This window comes from Pseudomonas sp. CBS, assembly GCF_024734645.1.
GTDB lineage: Bacteria > Pseudomonadota > Gammaproteobacteria > Pseudomonadales > Pseudomonadaceae > Aquipseudomonas.
On sequence record NZ_CP102929.1, the window covers coordinates 6,699,403 to 6,719,788 of the forward strand.

Annotated in this window: 26 protein-coding genes and 1 pseudogene; 15 read left to right on the forward strand and 12 right to left on the reverse strand. The window is 59.9% G+C overall.

All coding sequences use genetic code 11. From position 1 onward, the window contains the following. Positions 1–180: 180 nt before the first annotated feature. Positions 181–606: a GNAT family N-acetyltransferase gene (locus NVB75_RS30645; protein WP_258344701.1), complete on the forward strand. Its 426-nt coding sequence runs from the start codon at positions 181–183 to the stop codon at positions 604–606. A gap of 3 nt (positions 607–609) precedes the next feature. Here NVB75_RS30645 and NVB75_RS30650 read toward each other — a convergent pair whose 3' ends face one another. Beyond that, a complete protein-coding gene (locus NVB75_RS30650) occupies positions 610–837 on the reverse strand; it encodes an SPOR domain-containing protein (RefSeq protein WP_258344702.1) in 228 nt (75 codons plus the stop codon). A 228-nt stretch (positions 838–1,065) separates the two neighbouring features. Here NVB75_RS30650 and NVB75_RS30655 point away from each other — a divergent pair, with 228 nt between their 5' ends. The 3 genes from NVB75_RS30655 to pcp are packed head-to-tail and all read left to right on the forward strand — an operon-like array spanning position 1,066 to position 3,381. Next, entirely contained in the window at positions 1,066–1,779 is a 714-nt protein-coding gene (locus tag NVB75_RS30655) for a DUF969 domain-containing protein (protein WP_177071439.1), read from the forward strand. Continuing rightward, positions 1,776–2,726 carry a DUF979 domain-containing protein gene (locus NVB75_RS30660; protein WP_063031687.1) on the forward strand — a complete coding sequence of 317 codons (951 nt, stop codon included), beginning with the start codon at positions 1,776–1,778 and terminating at the stop codon, positions 2,724–2,726. The genes NVB75_RS30655 and NVB75_RS30660 overlap by 4 nt, the downstream gene beginning before the upstream one ends. A 7-nt stretch (positions 2,727–2,733) precedes the next feature. Then, on the forward strand, positions 2,734–3,381 hold the full coding sequence (gene pcp, locus NVB75_RS30665) for a pyroglutamyl-peptidase I (protein ID WP_258344704.1): 648 nt from the start codon (positions 2,734–2,736) through the stop codon (positions 3,379–3,381). Here the strand turns inward: pcp and NVB75_RS30670 are convergent. The 5 genes from NVB75_RS30670 to NVB75_RS30690 all read right to left on the reverse strand — a co-directional run bounded on the left by NVB75_RS30670 (position 3,374) and on the right by NVB75_RS30690 (position 7,010). Continuing rightward, the gene (locus NVB75_RS30670; protein ID WP_258344705.1) at positions 3,374–4,786 is read right to left on the reverse strand and encodes a heavy metal sensor histidine kinase; all 1,413 of its coding nucleotides are present in this window, start codon (positions 4,784–4,786) and stop codon (positions 3,374–3,376) included. The genes pcp and NVB75_RS30670 overlap by 8 nt on opposite strands. Next, complete coding sequence (locus NVB75_RS30675; protein ID WP_063031680.1) at positions 4,783–5,454, reverse strand: heavy metal response regulator transcription factor; 672 nt, start codon at positions 5,452–5,454, stop codon at positions 4,783–4,785. The genes NVB75_RS30670 and NVB75_RS30675 overlap by 4 nt, the downstream gene beginning before the upstream one ends. Positions 5,455–5,505: 51 nt before the next feature. Then, complete coding sequence (locus tag NVB75_RS30680) at positions 5,506–5,754, reverse strand: DUF2790 domain-containing protein (RefSeq protein ID WP_258344706.1); 249 nt, start codon at positions 5,752–5,754, stop codon at positions 5,506–5,508. A gap of 111 nt (positions 5,755–5,865) precedes the next feature. Continuing rightward, on the reverse strand, positions 5,866–6,636 hold the full coding sequence (locus NVB75_RS30685) for an alpha/beta fold hydrolase (protein WP_258344707.1): 771 nt from the start codon (positions 6,634–6,636) through the stop codon (positions 5,866–5,868). 161 nt (positions 6,637–6,797) lie between these two features. Beyond that, positions 6,798–7,010 carry a phage infection protein gene (locus NVB75_RS30690; RefSeq protein ID WP_258344708.1) on the reverse strand — a complete coding sequence of 71 codons (213 nt, stop codon included), beginning with the start codon at positions 7,008–7,010 and terminating at the stop codon, positions 6,798–6,800. Between the two features lie 243 nt (positions 7,011–7,253). Here NVB75_RS30690 and NVB75_RS30695 point away from each other — a divergent pair, with 243 nt between their 5' ends. Continuing rightward, positions 7,254–7,928, forward strand: coding sequence for an HAD-IA family hydrolase (locus NVB75_RS30695; protein ID WP_258344709.1), 675 nt, complete (start codon positions 7,254–7,256; stop codon positions 7,926–7,928). 60 nt (positions 7,929–7,988) lie between these two features. Here NVB75_RS30695 and NVB75_RS30700 read toward each other — a convergent pair whose 3' ends face one another. Further along, entirely contained in the window at positions 7,989–8,249 is a 261-nt protein-coding gene (locus NVB75_RS30700; protein ID WP_258344710.1) for a hypothetical protein, read from the reverse strand. A gap of 169 nt (positions 8,250–8,418) precedes the next feature. On the opposite strand from NVB75_RS30700, the gene NVB75_RS30705 reads away from it, so the two are divergent. Next, on the forward strand, positions 8,419–8,877 hold the full coding sequence (locus NVB75_RS30705; protein WP_258344711.1) for a DUF2214 family protein: 459 nt from the start codon (positions 8,419–8,421) through the stop codon (positions 8,875–8,877). Positions 8,878–8,997: 120 nt separating this feature from the next. On the opposite strand, the gene csrA is transcribed toward NVB75_RS30705, so the two are convergent. Then, entirely contained in the window at positions 8,998–9,192 is a 195-nt protein-coding gene (csrA, locus tag NVB75_RS30710) for a carbon storage regulator CsrA (protein WP_003192511.1), read from the reverse strand. A gap of 263 nt (positions 9,193–9,455) precedes the next feature. Between csrA and NVB75_RS30715 the strand changes: the two genes are divergently transcribed. Next, a complete protein-coding gene (locus NVB75_RS30715) occupies positions 9,456–9,833 on the forward strand; it encodes an SPOR domain-containing protein (RefSeq protein WP_226477700.1) in 378 nt (125 codons plus the stop codon). Between the two features lie 43 nt (positions 9,834–9,876). On the opposite strand, the gene NVB75_RS30720 is transcribed toward NVB75_RS30715, so the two are convergent. From NVB75_RS30720 to NVB75_RS30730, 3 genes are all read right to left on the reverse strand, one after another. Further along, complete coding sequence (locus tag NVB75_RS30720) at positions 9,877–10,566, reverse strand: endonuclease I family protein (RefSeq protein WP_258344712.1); 690 nt, start codon at positions 10,564–10,566, stop codon at positions 9,877–9,879. A gap of 4 nt (positions 10,567–10,570) precedes the next feature. Next, positions 10,571–10,822 carry a DUF1654 domain-containing protein gene (locus tag NVB75_RS30725; RefSeq protein ID WP_258344714.1) on the reverse strand — a complete coding sequence of 84 codons (252 nt, stop codon included), beginning with the start codon at positions 10,820–10,822 and terminating at the stop codon, positions 10,571–10,573. Between the two features lie 229 nt (positions 10,823–11,051). Then, positions 11,052–12,140 (reverse strand): asparaginase, encoded by a 1,089-nt coding sequence (locus tag NVB75_RS30730; RefSeq protein ID WP_076014615.1) that lies wholly within the window; start codon positions 12,138–12,140, stop codon positions 11,052–11,054. Between the two features lie 566 nt (positions 12,141–12,706). Between NVB75_RS30730 and NVB75_RS30735 the strand changes: the two genes are divergently transcribed. From NVB75_RS30735 to NVB75_RS30765, 7 genes and pseudogenes are all read left to right on the forward strand, one after another. After that, positions 12,707–13,666, forward strand: a complete 960-nt coding sequence (locus NVB75_RS30735) for a sugar ABC transporter substrate-binding protein (RefSeq protein WP_258344716.1) — start codon at positions 12,707–12,709, stop codon at positions 13,664–13,666. 58 nt (positions 13,667–13,724) lie between these two features. Beyond that, complete coding sequence (locus tag NVB75_RS30740) at positions 13,725–15,278, forward strand: sugar ABC transporter ATP-binding protein (protein ID WP_258344717.1); 1,554 nt, start codon at positions 13,725–13,727, stop codon at positions 15,276–15,278. Beyond that, positions 15,275–16,252: an ABC transporter permease gene (locus tag NVB75_RS30745; RefSeq protein ID WP_063031658.1), complete on the forward strand. Its 978-nt coding sequence runs from the start codon at positions 15,275–15,277 to the stop codon at positions 16,250–16,252. The genes NVB75_RS30740 and NVB75_RS30745 overlap by 4 nt, the downstream gene beginning before the upstream one ends. A gap of 3 nt (positions 16,253–16,255) precedes the next feature. After that, a pseudogene (locus tag NVB75_RS30750) lies at positions 16,256–17,279 on the forward strand (LacI family DNA-binding transcriptional regulator). Positions 17,280–17,302: 23 nt separating this feature from the next. Further along, positions 17,303–18,220: a ribokinase gene (gene rbsK / locus NVB75_RS30755; RefSeq protein ID WP_258344719.1), complete on the forward strand. Its 918-nt coding sequence runs from the start codon at positions 17,303–17,305 to the stop codon at positions 18,218–18,220. Next, positions 18,217–18,621: a D-ribose pyranase gene (gene rbsD, locus NVB75_RS30760; RefSeq protein ID WP_258344720.1), complete on the forward strand. Its 405-nt coding sequence runs from the start codon at positions 18,217–18,219 to the stop codon at positions 18,619–18,621. The genes rbsK and rbsD overlap by 4 nt, the downstream gene beginning before the upstream one ends. A 25-nt stretch (positions 18,622–18,646) precedes the next feature. Then, positions 18,647–19,675: a nucleoside hydrolase gene (locus NVB75_RS30765; RefSeq protein ID WP_258344721.1), complete on the forward strand. Its 1,029-nt coding sequence runs from the start codon at positions 18,647–18,649 to the stop codon at positions 19,673–19,675. A 33-nt stretch (positions 19,676–19,708) separates the two neighbouring features. On the opposite strand, the gene NVB75_RS30770 is transcribed toward NVB75_RS30765, so the two are convergent. Continuing rightward, entirely contained in the window at positions 19,709–19,921 is a 213-nt protein-coding gene (locus NVB75_RS30770; protein ID WP_076014608.1) for a hypothetical protein, read from the reverse strand. Positions 19,922–20,064: 143 nt separating this feature from the next. Here NVB75_RS30770 and NVB75_RS30775 point away from each other — a divergent pair, with 143 nt between their 5' ends. Beyond that, entirely contained in the window at positions 20,065–20,370 is a 306-nt protein-coding gene (locus NVB75_RS30775; RefSeq protein ID WP_258344722.1) for a hypothetical protein, read from the forward strand. Positions 20,371–20,386 lie beyond the last annotated feature (16 nt).

The window sequence follows — 20,386 nt, forward strand, 5'->3', positions numbered from 1 at the left end:
TAATTGGATCTACGTGAATGTCATGAGCAGCGGTGGTGCCAACAAGGAGGGCGCCAACGCTCTTCGCAGTTGCGCAAACCTGGTCAGTTTCATCGCTGCCGTTGGTGTGACTTATCAAGTCATCCAGTCCGTGCCCGTCTTCAACCATAGCCGTCTTCAAACTGTCAGGAGTTCAACGAGATGGAATCGAGGATAGAGTTATCTTTCGAGGTTACCGAGCAAGAGCGCCAGGCCATTCTCCAGCCGCTGCGGGAATACAACATCAGCCAATGCGGCGAGAACCCGTTCGAAACCTTCGGGTTGTTGTTGTGCGATCCCGCCAGCCAGGAAGTGGTAGGCGGCCTCTACGGGAAAATCTCCTATGGCTGGATGTTCGTTGAGCTGTTGAGCGTGCCTGAGTCAATGCGCACTCAAGGCATGGGCTCGCGGCTGATGCACGCGGCTGAGGAGCTGGCACGGGAGAAAGGCTGTGCGGGGATCTGGCTGGACACCTTCAGCTTCCAGGCGCCCGGATTCTATCGGAAGCTGGGTTTCAGCGAGTTCGGGCAGATTGCCGACTACCCGCCAGGACACACGCGGCACTTTTTCCAGAAGCATCTGGGCTGAGGGCTAGCGGGTCACCGACCGCCACGTGACCAAGCCGTCCAGGCCATGATCGGACTTCAAGTACCTGAGCACGTTCTGCGCCTGGGCCTTCTCTTCAAACGGGCCGACAAAGGCGTGAGGCGGCTCATCGAGCACGGTGGGCACATCGAGCGCACGCAGTTGCGCAACCCGTTTGCCAAACGCTATGTCGGTATCGGCGGTAAGGCGCGCCACCCAGCCGCTGCGATACAAATGCCCTCTGACGCTTCAAACACCCACAAACTTTATTGGATTGCAGCAACAATTTTTCTTGTTGGACACCTCCCTCCCCAAGCAGCAAAGATGCCGCCACTGACGCTCGACCTTCCAGGTCAACAATAAAAAATCGAGCCGGGCTGCACGCCGTTTTCTTGCAGTGAACCCCTTTGTTCACTACCTGCTTTACTGGCGCCGCAGCGCGCACTTAAGGACCTCACCACCATGCAAACTGTTGTGAACCTATGGCCGCTGATTGGCGTACTCGTCATCGTGGTCGGCTTTGTGTTGCGCTTCAATCCGCTGCTGGTCGTCACGGCGGCAGCGATTGCCACCGGGTTTGCCGCCCACTTCCCGCTGGAAAAGATCCTCGCCACCATGGGCGACGGCTTCCTCCAGACCCGCGCCTTGCAATTGATCCTGTTGTTGCCCCTGGCCGTCATCGGTTTGCTGGAGCGCCATGGCTTGCGCCTGCATGCGCAAAACTGGATCGCGCGTTTTGAGCGGGCCACGGTCGGGCGCTTGCTGATCATCTACCTGTTTGTGCGTGAATCCACAGCGGCCATGGGCCTGACCAGCCTGGGCGGGCACCCGCAGATGGTGCGCCCGTTGCTGGCGCCGATGGCGGAAGGCGCGGCGGAAAAACGCTATGGCAAACTTCCCGACAAGCTTCGCCACAAGGTCCTGGCCATGTGTGCCGCGACCGACAACGTCGGGCTGTTTTTTGGCGAGGATATCTTCGTCGCCTTTGGTGCGATTGCGTTGATGCACACCTTCCTGCTGGGTTCGGGGATTGATGTCGAGCCTCTGCACATTGCGGTCTGGGGCATCCCGACGGCGATCTGCGCCTTCATTATTCACGCCATCCGCTTGCACCGCTTTGACCGAATGCTGACCCGAGAGCTGTTACCGGCCAAGCAAGCGGAGGCGGCGCAATGATCATTTCCATTGAATACCTGTACTGGCTGGCCGGCATTCTGCTGGTGATCACCTCCGGGATGATCCTGATGGATCGCACCCACCCCAAGCGCTGGTCGAGTTCGTTGTTCTGGCTGCTGTTTGCCATTCCGTTCCTGGTGGGGGAGCGTCTGCCTTCGGTGGTGGTCGGCGTGGGCGTGGTGGTGATGGCGCTCATTGCGGGCCTGGGCGGCGTAGGCCGCGGCGCGCACGCTCAGTTGCATGACAAGGCCGCACGGGCCAGCGCTGGTCGCCTGGGGCATAAATTGTTTATCCCGGCATTGGCCATTCCGTTGACCACGGTGATCGGCTCGGTGCTGCTCAAGCACACCGAGATCGGCGGCGTGCCGCTGCTGGACCCGAAGAACACCACCTTTGTTTCCCTGGGCATCGGCTGTCTGATTGCACTGGCGCTGGCCTGCTGGCTGACGCGGGACACCCCGGTGCAAGCCCTTCGCGAATCCCGGCGCCTCACCGAAGCGCTGGGCTGGGCGATGGTGCTGCCGCAGATGCTGGCGATGCTCGGGCTTTTGTTCAACGAAGCGGGCGTGGGCACGGCGGTTGCGCACATCACCACCACCTACATCAACCTGGATTACAAGCTGGTAGCGGTGATGGTGTATGTGTTGGGCATGGCGCTGTTTACCGTGATCATGGGCAATGGCTTTGCGGCCTTCCCGGTGATGACCGGCGGCGTGGGTGTGCCGGTGCTGGTGGGTATCTACGGCGGTAACCCGGCGGTGATGGCCGCCATTGGCATGTTCTCCGGTTACTGCGGTACGTTGATGACACCCATGGCAGCCAACTTCAATATTGTCCCGGCGGCGTTGCTGGAGCTGCCGGATAAAAACGCGGTGATCAAGGCGCAGATGCCGACGGCGTTGATGATGCTGGTGGTCAATATTGTCCTGCTCTACCTGCTGATGTGAGGCTGTAATGCGCACTGTATTGCTGACGGGTTTCGAACCGTTTGACCAAGACCTTATCAACCCGTCCTGGGAGGCGGTACGCCTGTTGGAGGGTGTGCCGTTGGGCGCTGATGTGCGGATTGTCGCGCGGCAGTTACCCTGCGCCTTTGCCACGGCGGGCGAGCGCCTGGCTCAGCTGTTGGCCGAACATCGTCCGCAGATGGTCATTGCGGTCGGGCTGGGCCCCGGGCGCAGTGATATTTCCATCGAGCGGGTCGCGATCAACCTCAACGACGCGCGGATCCCGGACAACCTGGGTGAGCAGCCTATCGACACGGAAGTGGTGCCCGGCGGCCCTGCGGCCTACTTCGGTACCTTGCCGAGCAAAGCCATGGTGAGGGCCGTGCGCGAGGCCGGCATTGGGGCCAGCGTGTCGCAAACCGCCGGCACTTTCGTGTGCAATCAGGTGTTCTACCTCTTGCAGCACGCGCTCGCCGGGTCTGGGGTGCGCAGCGGTTTCATCCATGTGCCGTGGCTGCCCGAACAGGTGGCGGGCCGCGTACCCGAGCCGCCCTCGATGGCGTTGCCGATGCAGGTTGAAGGGTTGCGGATTGCACTGCTGACGGCCTGGAATACCCAGGTGGATATCACTGAAGCGGGTGGGCAAGTCAGCTGAGGTTTTCGGCTTCGCGTCCCGGGAAAAACAACGCGAAGCACGTCACGCCGTCCTCGCTGCTGACGCTGTAGCGGCCGTTGTGCAACTGCATGATGGTCGCGACGATGGACAGCCCCAGCCCATTGGAATGCGCCGAGCGTTCCCGGGATTCATCCACCCGATAAAACCGCTCGAACAACCTCGGCAAGTGCTCCGCCGGGATGGTCGCCCCATGGTTGGTCACCGTCAGGCTGATGCCTTCGGCGCCGGGTGTGGCCTGGATCAGCAGTTCAGAACCTGGCGCACCATATTTGATGGCGTTGGCGCACAGGTTGGCCAGGGCACGGCGCAACAGCATCGGTTCGGCCCAGATCACACCGGTGCCTCGGGCGAGGATACTGATGTCGACATCGCCCGCCGGCCCTTCGAAATAGTCGGCCATGCGTTCCACTTCATCGGCCGCATCCAGTTCCTGGCGTTGGCGCAAGGCGCTGGCGGGGTCGGTGCGAGCCAGGAACAGCATGTTGTCGAGCATGCGCGCCAGGCGTTCAAGTTCTTCGACGTTGGAGGCCAGCAGTTGTTGGTAGGCCTCGACGCTGCGGTGTTGTTGCAACGCCACCTGGGTTTCCCCCAGCAAGTTGTTGATGGGCGTGCGCAGTTCGTGGGCCATGTCGGTGGAGACCTGCCCCAATTGCACAAAGCCCTTGGCCAGGCGTTCGAGCATGGTGTTGAACGAATCAATCATCGGCAGCAATTCTTTGGGGGCGCCCTGGCTGTCGAGGCGCGCGGCAAGGTTGCCGACGCCGATGCCCTGGGCATGCACCGCCAGACGCCGCAACGGCAGCAAGCCACGATGCACCATCAGGTAACCGACCACCGCCAGTACCAACGCAGCGATGCTGGCGAGGATATAGACACTCAGCCGGTAGCTGGCGAGCACAGCGGTGCGCTCGGTCATCAGGCGCCCGGTGGTGACTTGCAGGCTGCCCTGGTCGCCGGAATCGATGGTGGCGGCCAGCATGGAGAAGGGCACTCCGTTGACGCCAGGCAAATGCTGCACATCGGCGAAGTCCAGGGCATGGTTTCTGGGCACCGGTGTCACGGCGGGCATATCGATGTTGCCGGGGTTCACCTCCAGCAACGGCTTCTGCCCCGGTGCGGTGATGCTCAGCACCGATTCGCGGTTGCCCAGCATGTTTTGGAACAGCTCCGGCTTGGTCTTGATCAGGTCCAGAGTGTTGCTGTCGTTCAGCAGGTTGCGCAGTTGGTCGACGCGGTAAATCAGCGCGGCATCGTCCCGGTGGATCAACTCGCGCTCAAGGTCGCGGTACAGCGCCACGCCGAGGGTCGCCAGCAGGGCGAACGCCAGTAAGGCAAAGATCAGTGCCAGGCGCAGTGTCAGGGAATAATGCCGAGGCTTGCTCATGGCTGCGTATCGAAGCGGTAGCCGATGCCGCGCACGCTGTGGATCAGCTTGAGCTGGAACGGGTCGTCGATTTTCAGGCGCAAGCGGCGCACGGCCACGTCGACCACATTGGTGTCGCTGTCGAAATTCATGTCCCACACCCGCGAGGCGATCAACGAGCGCGACAGCACCTGGTCCTGGTGGGTGGCGAACAAGTGCAACAAGGCGAACTCCTTGTTGGTCAGGGTGATGCGCACACCGCCGCGGGTAACGCGGCGCTTGAGCACGTCGATCTGCAGGTCGGCGATCTGCAGTTGTTCTTCTTCACGGCTTGGCCCGCGCCGGGTCAGGGTGCGCAGGCGCGCCACCAGTTCGGCGAAGGAAAACGGCTTGATCAGGTAATCGTCGGCGCCCAGTTCCAGGCCCTTGATGCGGTCGGCAATGTCGTCCCGGGCGGTGAGGAACAGCACCGGCGTATCGGCTTCCTTGCGCAGGCGACGCAGCACTTCCCAACCGTCCATCTTCGGCATCATCACGTCCAGCACGATCACGTCGAACGGGGTTTCCAGGGCCTGGTGCAAACCGTCCACACCGTCGCGGGCGAGGCTCACGGAGTAACCCAGTTCCTGCAGGCCGTTAAGCAGGTAGTTACCCGCCTTGGGCTCGTCTTCGACTACGAGGATATTCATGGGAGTTGCCCTGGTGATGTGCCGGTGTTTCGTGGCGCAAGTGTAGCCCGATCAATTGTCATTGGGGCAGCCGATGCCCTGTACTTGATAGTCCAGCACGTGTTCGCGGCCCTGGCTGTCGAGGTAGTCGAGGCGGGCGGGGACAATGCCGCACTGGCCGTAGGTGTCGGTGCTCGACAGCACTTTGGCCACGTCCATGTGCATGAAGAAGCCGGGCGTGTCATGGATGACCGAAGTGGTATCGGCAAGCGCCGAGCCGGTGGCGAGGAGGGCAGCAAAGCCGAGGATAAACAGTTTCATGGCGGTATCTCTCTTTAAGGGTTGGCTGCCGGTATCCGGCAGTGAGTTCACAGTAACCAGGCGACACAAACAGCCAACCAACAGGATGATGACAAGATCGTAATGAAGGGATCAGGGCTGGCGGCCGGAGGCTTCGAGGATCAGGTCGGTGATTTCCTTGGTGTGGGAAACCAGCGACAAGTGGCTCGACGGCACTTCGATGGTGGTGGCGTTCATGCGCTTGGCGAGGAAGCGTTCCAAGTCCGGGTTGATGGTCTGGTCGTTGCTGGACACCGCATACCAGGAGGGTTTGGTGTGCCAGGCGGCGTTGACGGTGCGGCCGCTGAACAGGGTTTTGGCGATCGGTTGTTGTACGGCGTACAGCTCCATGGCCTTGGCGTGGGGCACGTCGGCGGCGAAGTACTTGAGGAAGGCGTCCTGGTTCAGGGTCAGGTAGCCGTCATGCTCCACCACACCGGCACGTACGGGTGTGCTCGGGTACTTGGCGGACAGGGCGACGAAGTCTTCGTTGGCGTCCGGGGCGCGAGCGGCGACGTATACCAGAGAGCTGACCTTCGGATTGACCCCGGCATCGCTGACCACGGTACCGGCGTAGGAATGGCCGACCAGCACGGTAGGACCGTCCTGCTGATCGAGTACGCGATTGGTGGCGGCAACGTCATCCGCCACCGAGGTCAGCGGGTTTTGCACGGCGGTCACATGCAAGCCGGCGGCCTGCAGGCGGGTGATCACTTCGGACCAACTGGAACCGTCAGCCCATGAGCCGTGTACCAGTACCACGTTGTTGGCTTTCACCGGTGCAATCGGGCCGGCCATGGCGGTGCCGGTGCCCAGCATCAACAGGCTGGCGGCGATCAGGCAGAGTTTGCTTGCAGGTTTCATCGGGCGGGCTCGCTTCTTTATCAGTGGGAAGTGGGGTCACCGGCTGTGGGTGACTGACGACTTCACTGTATGAAGTGAGGGTGCTGGCAACACTGACAGCTTGATGACAAGTTTGTAATGCAATGGGCAGCCTGGAGCTGCCCTTGTTGGGCGCAGATTCATCAGACAGTACGGGCTGCCTGCAGGCGTTCAGCGCCACCTTCCGCCAGGCCGCGTTCGTGCAGGCGATCGGCGCCGCCCTCGGCGAGCAGATGGGATGGCTGGGCTTTGGCTGCGGCGGCGTGGGTGCTGGCCGACGCCATGGATGACAGCCCGAGGCCTGCGACGACAGCCAGGCCGAATACCAGGGACGAAGCTTTCGAGAGATTGAACATGATGAGGCTCCTACGCGTGAGTCAGCCGGATTGGCTGGTGGTCGTAGTTAATCCCCGGGGTGTATCCGCCATGTGTGCCCGGGCGTGGCGAAATGCAGGTTCGCGTATCCAGGCAGGCTTTCCATACAGTCCGATACAAACTACGGGAAGGTTTACAGCGTTTGGGGCGATCCGTAGATTGCATCGGGCAAGTGGTTCGTCAGTACCCAAGACCGGGTGACGAAAACATGAGGAAGCCGAGCAGTGTCCACCCGCGATTCAGCTGTATTCGCCAACCGTTACCGCGCCTTCCTGTTCGATATGGATGGCACCCTCCTGAATTCCATTGCCGCCGCCGAACGGGTATGGGCGACCTGGGCTGGGCGCCATGGGTTGGATGTTGCGGCCTTTCTGAAGACCATTCATGGCGCCCGCGCCATCGATACCATCACCCGTCAGGCATTGCCCGGGGTTGACGCGCAGGCGGAGGCGCAATGGATCACCGAGGCTGAACTGGAGGATGTAGAAGGGGTGGTGGCGATTGCCGGCGCGGTGGAATTTCTCAACACGCTGCCCGGCGATCAATGGGCGCTGGTCACGTCCGCACCCAAGGCATTGGCTCTGCGCCGTATGCGGGCGGCCGGGATCAATCCACCGGCGGTGTTGGTCACCGCGGAGGATGTCGCCAGTGGCAAGCCGGATCCGGCCTGTTATGTGCTCGGTGCGCAACGGCTGGGAGTGCCGGTGCAGGACTGCCTGGTGTTTGAAGATGCCAGCGTCGGGATTCGTGCCGGCGAGGCGGCGGGGGCCGATGTGATGGTGGTGACGGCAACGCACCACACACCTATGGTCACGGAACACTCCTCGATTGCCGGGTACGAGCATTTACAGGTTTTGCGGGACGATGCCGGGCTGTTGCACCTGCAGCGCTTGACATAAAGAAGGCCGATCCGGTTAACCGGATCGGCCTTCTTTGTAAACGGACGGTTTTACAGACGCTCAGGACGAGGCTTTCCGGCGATCACTGCGAGGGGCTCGTCGACACAATTTTCGATGAATGGCAGCCTGGAGAGGCTGGAGACAGAAGACAAACAAGTACGCCCCCAGGAACAGCGCCAGGTCCAGCCAGGAGTAGGCATTATCGGAGATGCCCTCCATTTCGTACCGCACTGCATACTCCAGCCCGAAAAAGACCACGGCGATCAACCCGGCGATCGTCCAGGACTTGGATAAAGAAGGCTGTTTATCAGGACGCCTCATCAACGTGCTCCTTGGCGCGCTGCAGACTGTAAAAGATTTGTCACGAGATTCGGCTCTGGAAAACTCAACAAGTTCCATTTGTATGCAAGCTGTTTCATGCGTAAAGGGCACCCAGCGGCTATTACTGTGAAGGGTTCCTGCCTTCCGTCATGCAAAGGGAGTACGCCTTATGTTCGTTCAGTGGTTTCTTGCAGCCGTCCATTTACTGGCATTCGCTATGGCGCTATCGGCCGTGCTAGCTCGAGGCAAGGCTTTGCGCAACCTGGTAGAGAGTGAACCATCCACCGTGCGCCGTGTATTGATCACGGACAATATCTGGGGAGTCAGTGCCCTGATATTGTTGGTAACCGGTGGCATGCGGGCCTTTGGCGGCTATGAAAAAGGCGGTGATTATTACCTGCACCAGCCGTTGTTTCACGTGAAGATGTCGCTGCTGGTATTAATTTTGTTACTGGAGCTCGCGCCGATGATCCGCTTTATCAAGTGGCGCATCGCTTTGGCGCGCGGCGCGCATCTCGATTTGCATCAGGCAGGTCTTTTTGCGCGCATCAGCCACCTGCAGGCGTTGCTGGTGGTGCTGATGATGATTGCAGCGACGGGAATGGCACGTGGCGTAGGCCTGGGGTAACAGTGGGCTGGCGCTGGAATAAGGGAATAGGGCGCGCTGGCCACGGGAAGCCGCGAGCAGGCTAAAGGAGGTTTTCGCCAGCCGTTACAGTGAACGAAAGGGCTGGCTACTGGAGGCGCTTCAAGGTGTCTGGTTTTTATCCGGAGCCGTCAGGCCCGCCTGGATACGTTGGTAGATCTCCTCGCGATGCACGGCAACGTCCTTTGGAGCATTGATGCCGATTCTTACTTGCTGGCCGCTAACGCCCAGGATGGTGATAGTAATGTCATCACCGATGTTTATGCTTTCACCGACTTTGCGGGTGAGTATCAGCATGGACTTCTCCTTGATTGCTTTGAAGGACACATGTTTCAGACAGGGCAGATGTCGGATGTGTGTAGCTTACTGCGAAGCGCTTCCCTGTGGCTGCCTCTTTTAGGACGCATAGAGGCGGCATTAATTCCCATGCCGCCATCATACAGGTCTGCGATACATGATTCGCATTGTTTAAGCCAACGTTTATGACGGCCAGAATAGACAGTGAATGATAAAGTCGCCTCTTTGATCCTCTAAGGAGCAGGGTAGTGCGTAAAGTAGCGATGGCAATTGCGGTGTTGGCATTGGCCGGTTGCGGTGAAGGTAAAAGTGTCGATGCCCCCAAGGCCAGGCCCGCCGTTGCCGAGGCGCCCGCTCAGGCCCAACCAGCGGTCGGTGCGATCGCCGCTCAAGAATGGGATGTATGGGTGGGGCCGCCGGATCACAAGCTGCAAGCGATAACTGACCTGACCGCGTGGCTGCTGGAACACGGTTTCAGTTTCTATCTGACGAAGGAAGACGGTAAGGATCAGGTACTGCTGGGTCCGTTCAGCACCAAGGCCGAGGCCGAGGCCAAGCAGGTGCAGTTGACCGAGAAACTGGCCACTGCGAAGAAAAATGACACCGTGTCCGAGGTCATCGAACACAAGGTTGCACAGTAAAGGACCGACAAGCGGGAGCTCATGGCGCTCCCGCTTTTTACGTTCAGCCGCAGGCTTTCAAGTTCACCGGGCCGACAAATTCATTGCCGCGCCCCATCACGCACGCCACGGTTTGATTGCGCTGGCGCTCCCAGGCTTGTACCGGGTAGGTCTTGTTCCAGGCTTCGTAGAGTTGGCGGTCCTGCTTCGACAGGCGCAGGCCATACTGCTTGCTCATATAGAAGTACGTACGGGCAATCATCCCGCGAATGGACGGGCGGGGCATGACCTTCTTGGCCTTGAAATCCACCTGGGTCAGGCATGATCCATATTGCCCGCTTTGTACCGGCAGCCAGCCAAAACTGAAGTTGTTCCGGTCGCCATTGACCTCGCCGATACTCGGCACCAGGTTGTGCAGGTCGGCCTCAGCGCGCTTGTACACCGCATCCTTGCGGGTGCAGTTCTTGCGTCCGCCGTCTTGCCAGCACTGGCGCTGATGGCCGATTTGCCAGGCCGGAACGATGTGTTCCCATTCAATACGCGCCGCCCGGTTGGCGTTCTTGCGCGGGACATAGCCGCAGGCTTTCAGGTCCACCCGGTTACCGTTGTATTTGCAGCCGCAATAGAACTCCGTGGATTGCGGTTCATACAGTTTCCAGGCGATTTTCTTGGCTTCGCTGAACGTCTTGGGGGCTTGGGCGTGAGCGGTGACAGCAAAAAACACACACAACAGACTGATAAAACGGACACTCATTGACTCAATCTTCCTTCGGTACAACCCAGAAAATCTGCACGCCACCGTCATCGCGATAGGCGAGGGTGACGTTGTCGTTTTCTGCGATTTCCTCCAGTAGTCGTGCCCACTCGTCTTCCGGTTCCTCGGGCAAACGGAAGATCAACGCCGCCTTGTTCTTTTGGGCGTTGGTGGAATTGATGATTTTTTGCACGCGAATGGCCAGGCGTTGATAGGCGTCAGGCGCTGCTGCTGCTGCGGAAGAGGGCTTTGCCACGGAGTATTCCTTATTAGGCTGTACGTGCATACAGTATTTAACTGTAAGCAATTTCGCAACTGCTTAAAATCCAGGAAGTTCTTCTGACAGTGGTTTTGCCGATTTGGTGTAGGAGGGCTTTGTTTTTCAAGGGTTTATTGCGCGGGGGGTAAAGCGGGGGTATTTGGACCCGCTCGCGGTGCGCCACGAGCGGGATGGCCCAACCGTTACCGGCCAGGCCTGGGAGCGATCAATATTCCCAGAACATCCGTTGCAGTTCCTTGCTGTCCTGAGTCTTGGTCAGGGCGACCATGGCCAGGATGCGGGCTTTCTGCGGGTTCAGGTCATGGGCAACCACCCAGTCGTATTTGTCGTCAGGCTGTTCGGCGTTACGCAGAACGAAACCGCCGGCATTCACGTGGGAAGAACGAATGATCTGCACGCCTTGCTTGCGCAGTTCCTGCAGGGCCGGTACTACCTTGGAAGACACCGATCCATTGCCGGTACCGGCGTGGATGATGGCTTTCGCACCGGCCTGGGCCAGGGCCTTGTAGGCGGTGTCGCTTACGTTGCCGTAGGAGTAGGCGATTTCGACGTCCGGCAGACTTTTGATGGTCTTGATGTCGAATTCCGAGTTCATGGTGTGGCGCTTGGCTGGCAGGCGGAACCAGTAGGATTTGCCTTCAACCACCATGCCCAGCGGGCCCCACGCGCTCTTGAACGCTTCAGTCTTGATGTTGATCATCTTGCTGACGTCGCGACCCGATTGGATCTCGTCGTTCATGGTCACCAGCACGCCTTTGCCGCGGGCGTCTTTACTGCCGGCGACGGCAACGGCGTTGTACAGGTTGAGCATGCCGTCAGCCGACATGGCGGTGCCTGGGCGCATCGAGCCGACCACGACAATTGGCTTGTCGGTCTTTTCCACCAGGTTGAGGAAGTAGGCAGTCTCTTCCAGGGTGTCGGTACCGTGGGTGATTACAATGCCATCGACGTCCTTGCTGTCGGCCAGCTCGGCGACGCGGCGACCCAGTTGCAGGAGGTTTTCGTTGGTGATGCTTTCGGAGGCAATTTGCAACACTTGCTCGCCGCGTACATTGGCGATCTGACTAAGCTCAGGAACGCCGGCGATCAATTGTTCGATGCCGACTTTGGCGGCCTGGTAGGTCGCGCTGTTGGCCGCGCTGGCGCCAGCGCCGGCGATGGTGCCGCCGGTGGCAAGGATCACCACGTTGGACAGTTTTTGCTGGGTTTCAGCTTCTTTTGCCTGAGCGGCAACAGGGAACAGCAGCAGGAGGGCTAACGCGCCCGGAACGAAGGTTTTCAACGCAGATTTCATTATTCTTCTCTCTAGTTTTTGATGAGTGCTGGTGCAAGTTCATCTAGAAACACCCGGGCGGTTCTGAACGCCGCGAGGTGCTGAGTAAGAGCAGGATTTGTACCAGCGGTATTTTGTTTGGGAATAGAATTTAACCTATTGATTTATATCTATATTTATTTGATTTTTAAGCAAAGGGCTTCGTCTTTTGTCCGGCTTTCCGAACAAAACGGCGTGCGAATGTTCGGTTGTCCGAAAAGGATGACGGAAAAGTTTGGGTTTAAACGCAGAAGGCACATCGCGACCAGTCGTTTCAGAGAACGATCAAGCCGCATCGATGTTTAGGGAGGACAGCCAATGGGGAAGGGGCGGGGCTTAGAGCGGATTCATCAAAAGGCTGTTTTCTTCCGTTGACAAATCTCGACAAGCTTCTCATAGTTTGACCTAACGCAAACGTTTGCGAGATGTTTCACGGGGTGCTCCCTGAGTGTCGTGAAAGCTCGTATCAGCCGCCCGGGTGGGATGGCTGCCGAAGCGTTCTTCGGTGCAAGCGTTGCTCACAATAATCATAAGATCGGAGTGAACCCATGAAGCTGCCATTCGCTGGACGTCTTCTTGCTGTCGCTGTGCTTGCTGCCGCATCCGCTGCCCTGCCTCTTTCCTCTGCATTTGCTGACGAGACCGCCGCCAAACCCAAGGTCGGCCTGGTCATGAAATCCCTCGCCAACGAATTCTTCGTCACCATGCAGGACGGCGCCAAGTCCTACCAGAAAGAACACGCCGCCGATTTCGACATGATCACCAACGGGATCAAGAACGAAACCGATACCAGTGCCCAGATCGATATCGTCAACCAGATGATCCTCGCCAAAGTAAACGCCATCGTGATCGCGCCTGCGGACTCCAAGGCGTTGGTCACTGTGCTGAAGAAAGCCTCCGATGCAGGCATCAAGGTCGTCAACATCGACAACCGCCTTGATCCGCAAGTGCTGAAAAGCAAAAACCTCGATATCCCGTTTGTAGGCCCGGATAACCGCAAAGGGTCCAAGCTGGTGGGCGACTATCTGGCCAAGCAACTGGCTGCGGGTGACAAGGTCGGCATCATTGAAGGTGTGCCGACCACCACCAACGCCCAACAGCGTACCGCAGGCTACAAAGATGCGATGGACGCTGCCGGCATGAAGATCGTCTCCACCCAGTCGGGTAACTGGGAAATCGACCAGGGTCAGAAAGTCGCTTCCGCCATGCTGAGCGAATACCCGGACCTCAAGGCATTGTTGGCCGGTAACGACAACATGGCCCTGGGCGCTGTCTCTGCCGTACGTGCGGCAGGCAAGGCCGGCAAGGTTCTGGTCGTGGGCTACGACAACATCGAAGCCATTAAACCCATGCTGCAGGACGGCCGCGTATTGGCGACCGCCGACCAGGCGGCTGCCCAGCAAGCGGTGTTCGGTATCCAGAACGCGCTCAAGCTGGTCAAGGGTGAAAAAGTCGATGCCAAAGACGGCGTAATCGAAACCCCGGTCGAACTCGTCCTCAAGAAGTAATTCCCCGGCAGCACCAAACAGCGTCCGCTCACTCGAGCGGACGCCTGGAGACGTTTCTATGTCATCTTCCGCACCGAACGCTGTCCTCTCGGTCAGCGGTATCGGCAAGACCTATGCCCAACCGGTTCTGTCCGACATCACCCTGACGCTCAATCGTGGGGAAGTGTTGGCGCTTACCGGTGAAAATGGCGCGGGGAAAAGTACCCTGTCGAAAATCATCGGCGGGCTGGTCACGCCGACCGACGGCCAGATGCAGTTCAATGGCCAGGCCTACACGCCGGGCAGCCGGACCCAGGCTGAAGAGCAGGGCATCCGCATGGTCATGCAGGAACTCAACCTGCTGCCGACCCTGACGGTCGCCGAAAACCTGTTCCTCGATAACCTGCCCAGCCACGGCGGCTGGATCAGCCGCAAGCAACTGCGCAAGGCCGCGATTGAAGCCATGGCCCAGGTTGGCCTGGACGCCATCGACCCGGACACCCTGGTCGGCAGCCTCGGCATCGGCCACCAACAGATGGTCGAAATTGCCCGCAACCTGATCGGCGATTGCCACGTATTGATCCTCGACGAACCCACGGCGATGTTGACCGCCCGTGAAGTCGAGATGCTGTTCGAACAAATCACCCGCCTGCAGGCCCGGGGCGTGGCGATTATCTATATTTCCCACCGGCTCGAAGAACTCGCCCGTGTCGCCCAGCGCATTGCGGTACTGCGTGACGGCAAGCTGGTGTGTGTCGAGCCGATGGCCAACTACAACAGTGAGCAACTGGTCACGCTGATGGTGGGCCGCGAACTGGGCGAGAAAATCGACCTGGGCCCGCGCACCATCGGCGCGCCGCTGTTGACGGTAAAAGGCCTGACCCGCTCGGACAAGGTCCGCGATGTGTCGTTTGAAGTGCGTGCCGGTGAAATCTATGGCATCTCCGGCCTGATCGGTGCTGGCCGTACAGAGTTGCTGCGCCTGATCTTCGGTGCCGATATCGCCGACAGCGGCACCGTGGCCCTGGGCACCCCCGCGCAAGTCGTCAGCATTCGTTCGCCTGCCGACGCGGTGGGTCATGGCATCGCCCTGATCACCGAGGACCGTAAGGGCGAGGGCCTGCTGCTGACTCAATCCATCGGCGCCAATATTGCCTTGGGCAACATGCCGAAGGTCTCCAGCGGTGGCCTGGTGAATAGTCGTGACGAAACCGCCTTGGCCAAGCGCCAGGTTGACGCCATGCGCATCCGCAGTTCCAGCCCGGCGCAATTGGTGTCGGAGCTGTCGGGCGGTAACCAGCAGAAGGTGGTGATTGGCCGCTGGCTGGAGCGCGACTGCGAAGTGATGTTGTTCGATGAGCCGACCCGGGGCATCGACGTTGGCGCCAAATTCGATATTTATGCGCTGCTCGGCGACCTGACCCGCCAGGGCAAGGCGCTGGTGGTGGTGTCCAGCGACCTGCGTGAGTTGATGCTGATCTGCGACCGCATCGGCGTGCTTTCCGCCGGGCGCCTGATCGAGACTTTCGAGCGCGACAGCTGGACCCAGGACGAATTGCTTGCCGCTGCTTTTGCCGGCTATCAGAAACGTGATGCGCTGCTCAATGACGCAGCGCCTAGGAATACCCCATGAAAACCATTTCCTCCCCTGCAAAACGTGGCGGCAACTTTTACGGCCTGGGCACTTACCTGGGTCTGGCCGGTGCTTTGCTGGCGATGATCGCGTTGTTCTCGTTCCTGAGTGACCACTTCCTCTCGTACGACACCTTCAGCACTCTGGCCAACCAGATTCCCGACCTGATGGTATTGGCGGTGGGCATGACCTTCGTGCTGATCATCGGCGGCATCGACCTGTCGGTGGGTTCTGTGTTGGCCCTGGCCGCATCGGCTGTCAGCGTGGCAATTCTCGGCTGGGGCTGGAGTGTGTTGCCGGCAGCCATACTGGGCATGGGCTGCGCCGCGTTGGCCGGTACCATTACCGGTTCCATCACCGTGGCCTGGCGCATCCCGTCGTTCATCGTGTCCCTCGGCGTGCTGGAAATGGCCCGCGGCGTGGCGTACCAGATGACCGGCTCGCGCACCGCATACATCGGTGATTCGTTTGCCTGGTTGTCCAACCCGGTGGCCTTCGGGATTTCGCCTTCGTTCATTATCGCGTTGCTGGTGATCATCGCCGCGCAGCTTGTGCTGACGCGTACCGTGTTCGGTCGCTACCTGATCGGCATCGGCACCAACGAAGAGGCTGTGCGCCTGGCCGGTATCAATCCAAAACCCTACAAGATCCTGGTGTTCAGCCTGATGGGCCTGCTGGCCGGCGTGGCGGCACTGTTCCAGATTTCGCGCCTGGAGGCGGCGGATCCAAACGCCGGTTCTGGCCTGGAGCTGCAAGTGATTGCTGCCGTGGTCATCGGCGGCACCAGCCTGATGGGCGGGCGTGGCTCGGTGATCAGTACCTTCTTCGGCGTGCTGATTATCTCGGTCCTCGCGGCAGGGCTGGCGCAGATTGGCGCCACTGAGCCGACCAAACGTATCATCACCGGTGCCGTGATCGTGATCGCGGTGGTGCTGGATACTTACCGCAGCCAGCGCGCCAGTCGGCGAGCCTGAGCCATGGCAACGATCAAGGATGTGGCGGCGCTTGCGGGAATTTCCTACACCACGGTGTCCCATGTGGTGAACAAGACGCGCCCGGTCAGCGAGCCGGTACGGATCAAGGTCGAAGCGGCCATCAAGCAGCTCGACTATGTGCCCAGTGCTGTCGCGCGGTCGCTGAAAGCCAAGACCACCGCGACCATCGGCCTGTTGGTGCCCAACAGCCTCAACCCGTATTTTGCGGAGCTGGCCCGGGGCATCGAGGATTACTGCGAGCGGAATGGCTATTGCGTGATCCTCTGCAACTCCGACGATAATGCTGAAAAGCAGCGCAGCTACTTGAGGGTGCTGTTGGAGAAACGCATCGACGGCTTGATCGTGACCTCGGTAGGCGGTGATGACAGCGGCCTGGCGACGGGCCTGAAAGCGGTGCGTACGCCGATGGTCATCGTCGACCGTGCACTCGACGGGATCGATGTTGACCTGGTGCGCATCGACCACGAACAGGGCGCCTACCTGGCGACCCGTCATCTGTTGGATTTGGGGCACCGCGACATTGCCTGTATTGGTGGCCCGAGCCATACCCGCGTGGCGCAGATGCGTATGGCGGGCTACTACCGCGCCCTGGCCGAGGCCGGGCTTGAAGTGCCGGCCGGCCGTGTGCTGGAGAGTGATTTCACCAGCACCGGTGGTTACGCGGCGGCGGCGCAATTGCTGGCGGATAATCCCCCCAGTGCGATTTTTGCCGGCAACGACATGATCGGCTTCGGCGTATTGCGCGCGGCGGCCGAGCGTAATATCCGCGTGCCCGGTGAGCTGTCGGTGATCGGGTTCGATGATATTCAAATGAGCCAGTACGTGTACCCGGCGCTGACCACGGTTGGCCAGTCCATCCTGCAACTGGGAGAGATGGCCGCCGAGTATTTTACTGCGACGAATTGCTACACCCCAATTGCCGATCGATCAACGCATCGTGACGCCGAGTATTGTTCTGCGCGAGTCAACGGCGCCGTTGGCCGGTGTGTTTGCCCAATACCGCTGAACCGAATTGATGAGTACTGATGTATGCCAGCAAAAGTAGTGGTAATAGGCAGCCTGAACATGGACCTGGTCACCCGGGCCAGCCGGCTGCCCCGCGCCGGTGAAACCCTGATCGGCCAATCGTTTTCCACCGTTCCCGGCGGCAAGGGCGCAAACCAGGCGGTCGCTTCGGCGCGTCTTGGGGCCGAAGTCGCGATGGTCGGTTGCGTGGGCACCGATGCCTATGGCGCGCAATTGCGCGACGCACTGTTGGTGGAAGGTATCGATTGCCAGGCCGTCAGCACCGTCGACGGGTCCAGCGGTGTGGCGCTGATCGTGGTGGATGACAGCAGTCAGAATGCGATCGTTATCGTCGCCGGTAGCAATGGCGAGCTGACCCCGGCCAAATTACAGACCTTCGACAGCGTGCTGCAGGCTGCCGACGTGATTGTTTGCCAGCTTGAGACGCCGATGGACACTGTCGGCCATGCCCTCAAGCGCGGCCGCGAACTGGGCAAAACGGTGATCCTCAATCCGGCGCCGGCCAGTGGTCCGCTGCCTGAGGATTGGTACGCCGCCATCGATTACCTGATTCCCAACGAAAGCGAAGCCTCGGCATTGAGTGGCGTGGTGGTGGATTCGCTGGACAGCGCCAAGGTCGCCGCCACGCACCTGATCAAGGCCGGCGCCGGCAAAGTCATCATTACCCTTGGCGCCGAGGGCGCATTGTTTGCCGATGGCCAGGGCTTTGAGCACTTGGTGGCGCCCAAGGTCAAGGCGGTCGATACCACCGCTGCCGGTGACACCTTCGTCGGTGGTTTTGCGGCGGCACTGGCTAACGGTAAAAGCGAGGCCGAGGCCATTCGTTTTGGCCAGGCGGCGGCTGCGCTGTCGGTCACCCGTGCCGGTGCGCAACCGTCCATTCCTACATTGCATGACGTCCAAGGTTTAGTGTCCTCATGAAAAAGACTCCCTTGCTTAATATCGCGCTGTCGCGGGTGATCGCATCCCTTGGCCACGGCGACATTCTGGTGATCGGTGATGCCGGCCTGCCGGTGCCGCCTGGCGTTGAGCTGATCGACCTGGCGCTGACCAAAGGCATCCCGGATTTCGTCAGCACCTTGCGCATTGTTCTCAGCGAAATGCAGGTGGAAAGCCACGTGCTGGCGGAAGAAATCCTGCTCAAGCAACCGCCGGCCCTGACGGATCTCAATACCCTGACCGAACAGGCCGCCCTCGGCGAGCGCCGCCTGCTCAGCCATGAAGAGTTCAAGCAGCTCAGCCGCAAGGCGAGGGCGGTGGTGCGCACCGGTGAGTGCCAGCCTTACTGCAATATCGCGCTGGTCTCCGGCGTAACGTTCTAGAATTCCCAACGACAAGGAGTGCGTCATGCAACGTGGTACCCAAACCCTGCGACACCTTTTCCGGAGTGTGCTGCTTTTGTCCTTCCTAACTGCTGCAAGCGCCCACGGGGCGGAAAAAATCGACCTGATCATCGATACCGACCCCGGTGCGGACGACGTGGTGGCCTTGTTATTCGCCATGGCTTCGCCCGATGAGCTGAACATCCGCGCGCTGACCACCGTTGCCGGTAACGTGCGCCTGGACAAGACCTCCCGCAATGCGCGCCTGGCTCGCGAGTGGGCAGGGCGCGAGGAAATCCCGGTATACGCCGGTGCACCAAAACCGATGCTGCGCACGCCGATCTATGCCGAAAACATCCACGGCAAGGAAGGCATCTCCGGCGTCACCGTGCATGAGCCGAAGAAAGGCCTGGCCGAAGGCAACGCCGTTGATTACCTGATCAAGACCCTGAGCACCGCCAAGCCCCACAGCATCACCATCGCCATGCTTGGCCCGCAGACCAACCTGGCGCTGGCATTGACCCAGGCGCCGGAGATCACTCAAGGCATCAAGGAAGTGGTCGTGATGGGTGGCGCGCACTTCAACGGTGGCAATATCACGCCGGTGGCCGAGTTCAACCTGTTCGCGGATCCGATCGCGGCCGAAATCGTGCTCAAAAGCGGCGTCAAGCTGACTTACCTGCCGTTGGACGTGACCCACAAAGTCCTGACCAGTGACGCACGCCTGAAGCAAATCGCTGCGTTGAACAACAACGCGAGCAAGGTGGTGGGCGATATTCTCAATGAATACGTCAAAGGCGACATGGAGCACTACGGCATCCCGGGTGGCCCGGTGCATGACGCTACCGTCATTGCCTACCTGCTCAAGCCTTCGCTGTTCAGCGGCCGTGAAGTCAATGTGGTGGTGGATAGCCGTGAAGGCCCGACCTTCGGCCAGACCATCGTCGATTGGTACGACGGCCTGAAACAACCGAAGAACGCGTTCTGGGTTGAAAACGGCGATGCCCAAGGCTTCTTCGATCTGCTGACCGAGCGTCTTGGTCGCCTGAAGTAAGCGGTTTACCGGTCGGCGTTCGTCGGCCGGGTCTTATTCGCGCTCGGGGTCTGGTGCTCCCATGTGATCGGCCGGGTATTTCTCGAATACCTGGCCGATAAATGCCTGCGCGGCCTGAGTCCCCAGTTCCTTGACCAGCAGGTCGATACCGATGATTGCCAACTCCTCGGGGCTGCCCGGGCTATAGGAGCTTTGCCCTTGGGGCCACTTGGCTTTGATGTCGGCGTGGATCGTGACGATGGTCATGGGTGTCTCGCGAGGCTGGAAGGCGGTTGGTGCTGTCTTGCGAGTGGAGTTAACCATTTTGCGCAGCGTTTGGCACTGCTACTTAGGCATGAGGGGAGGGCTGTGCGACACTGTTCGCCTGTTTAATTGCCAGGGCAAACCGCGTGCAGATCGATTTGAACAACCCCGAGAGCCTGACGCTGGAGGCTGTGAAACAGTTGCTGGCCTCCGCCAGTGACAACGTCCACACCCAATTGCGCGTCACCAAAGCCGGCATTGCCTACATCTCTTCGGGTGTGGTGGGCGGTGTTGATATCGACGGCCTGCTGTTTCGTCTCGAAACCTGGGCGGCGGGTTCCGGTTATGTCGGCAACGTCGCAGCCAGTGACGAGGTGTGGGTGATGCAGATTTTCAACGCGCTCAAGCAGAACTGGCCGACGCCGCCGTTTGATTACATCGACATCTACTGAGCGCGTTCATATCTGG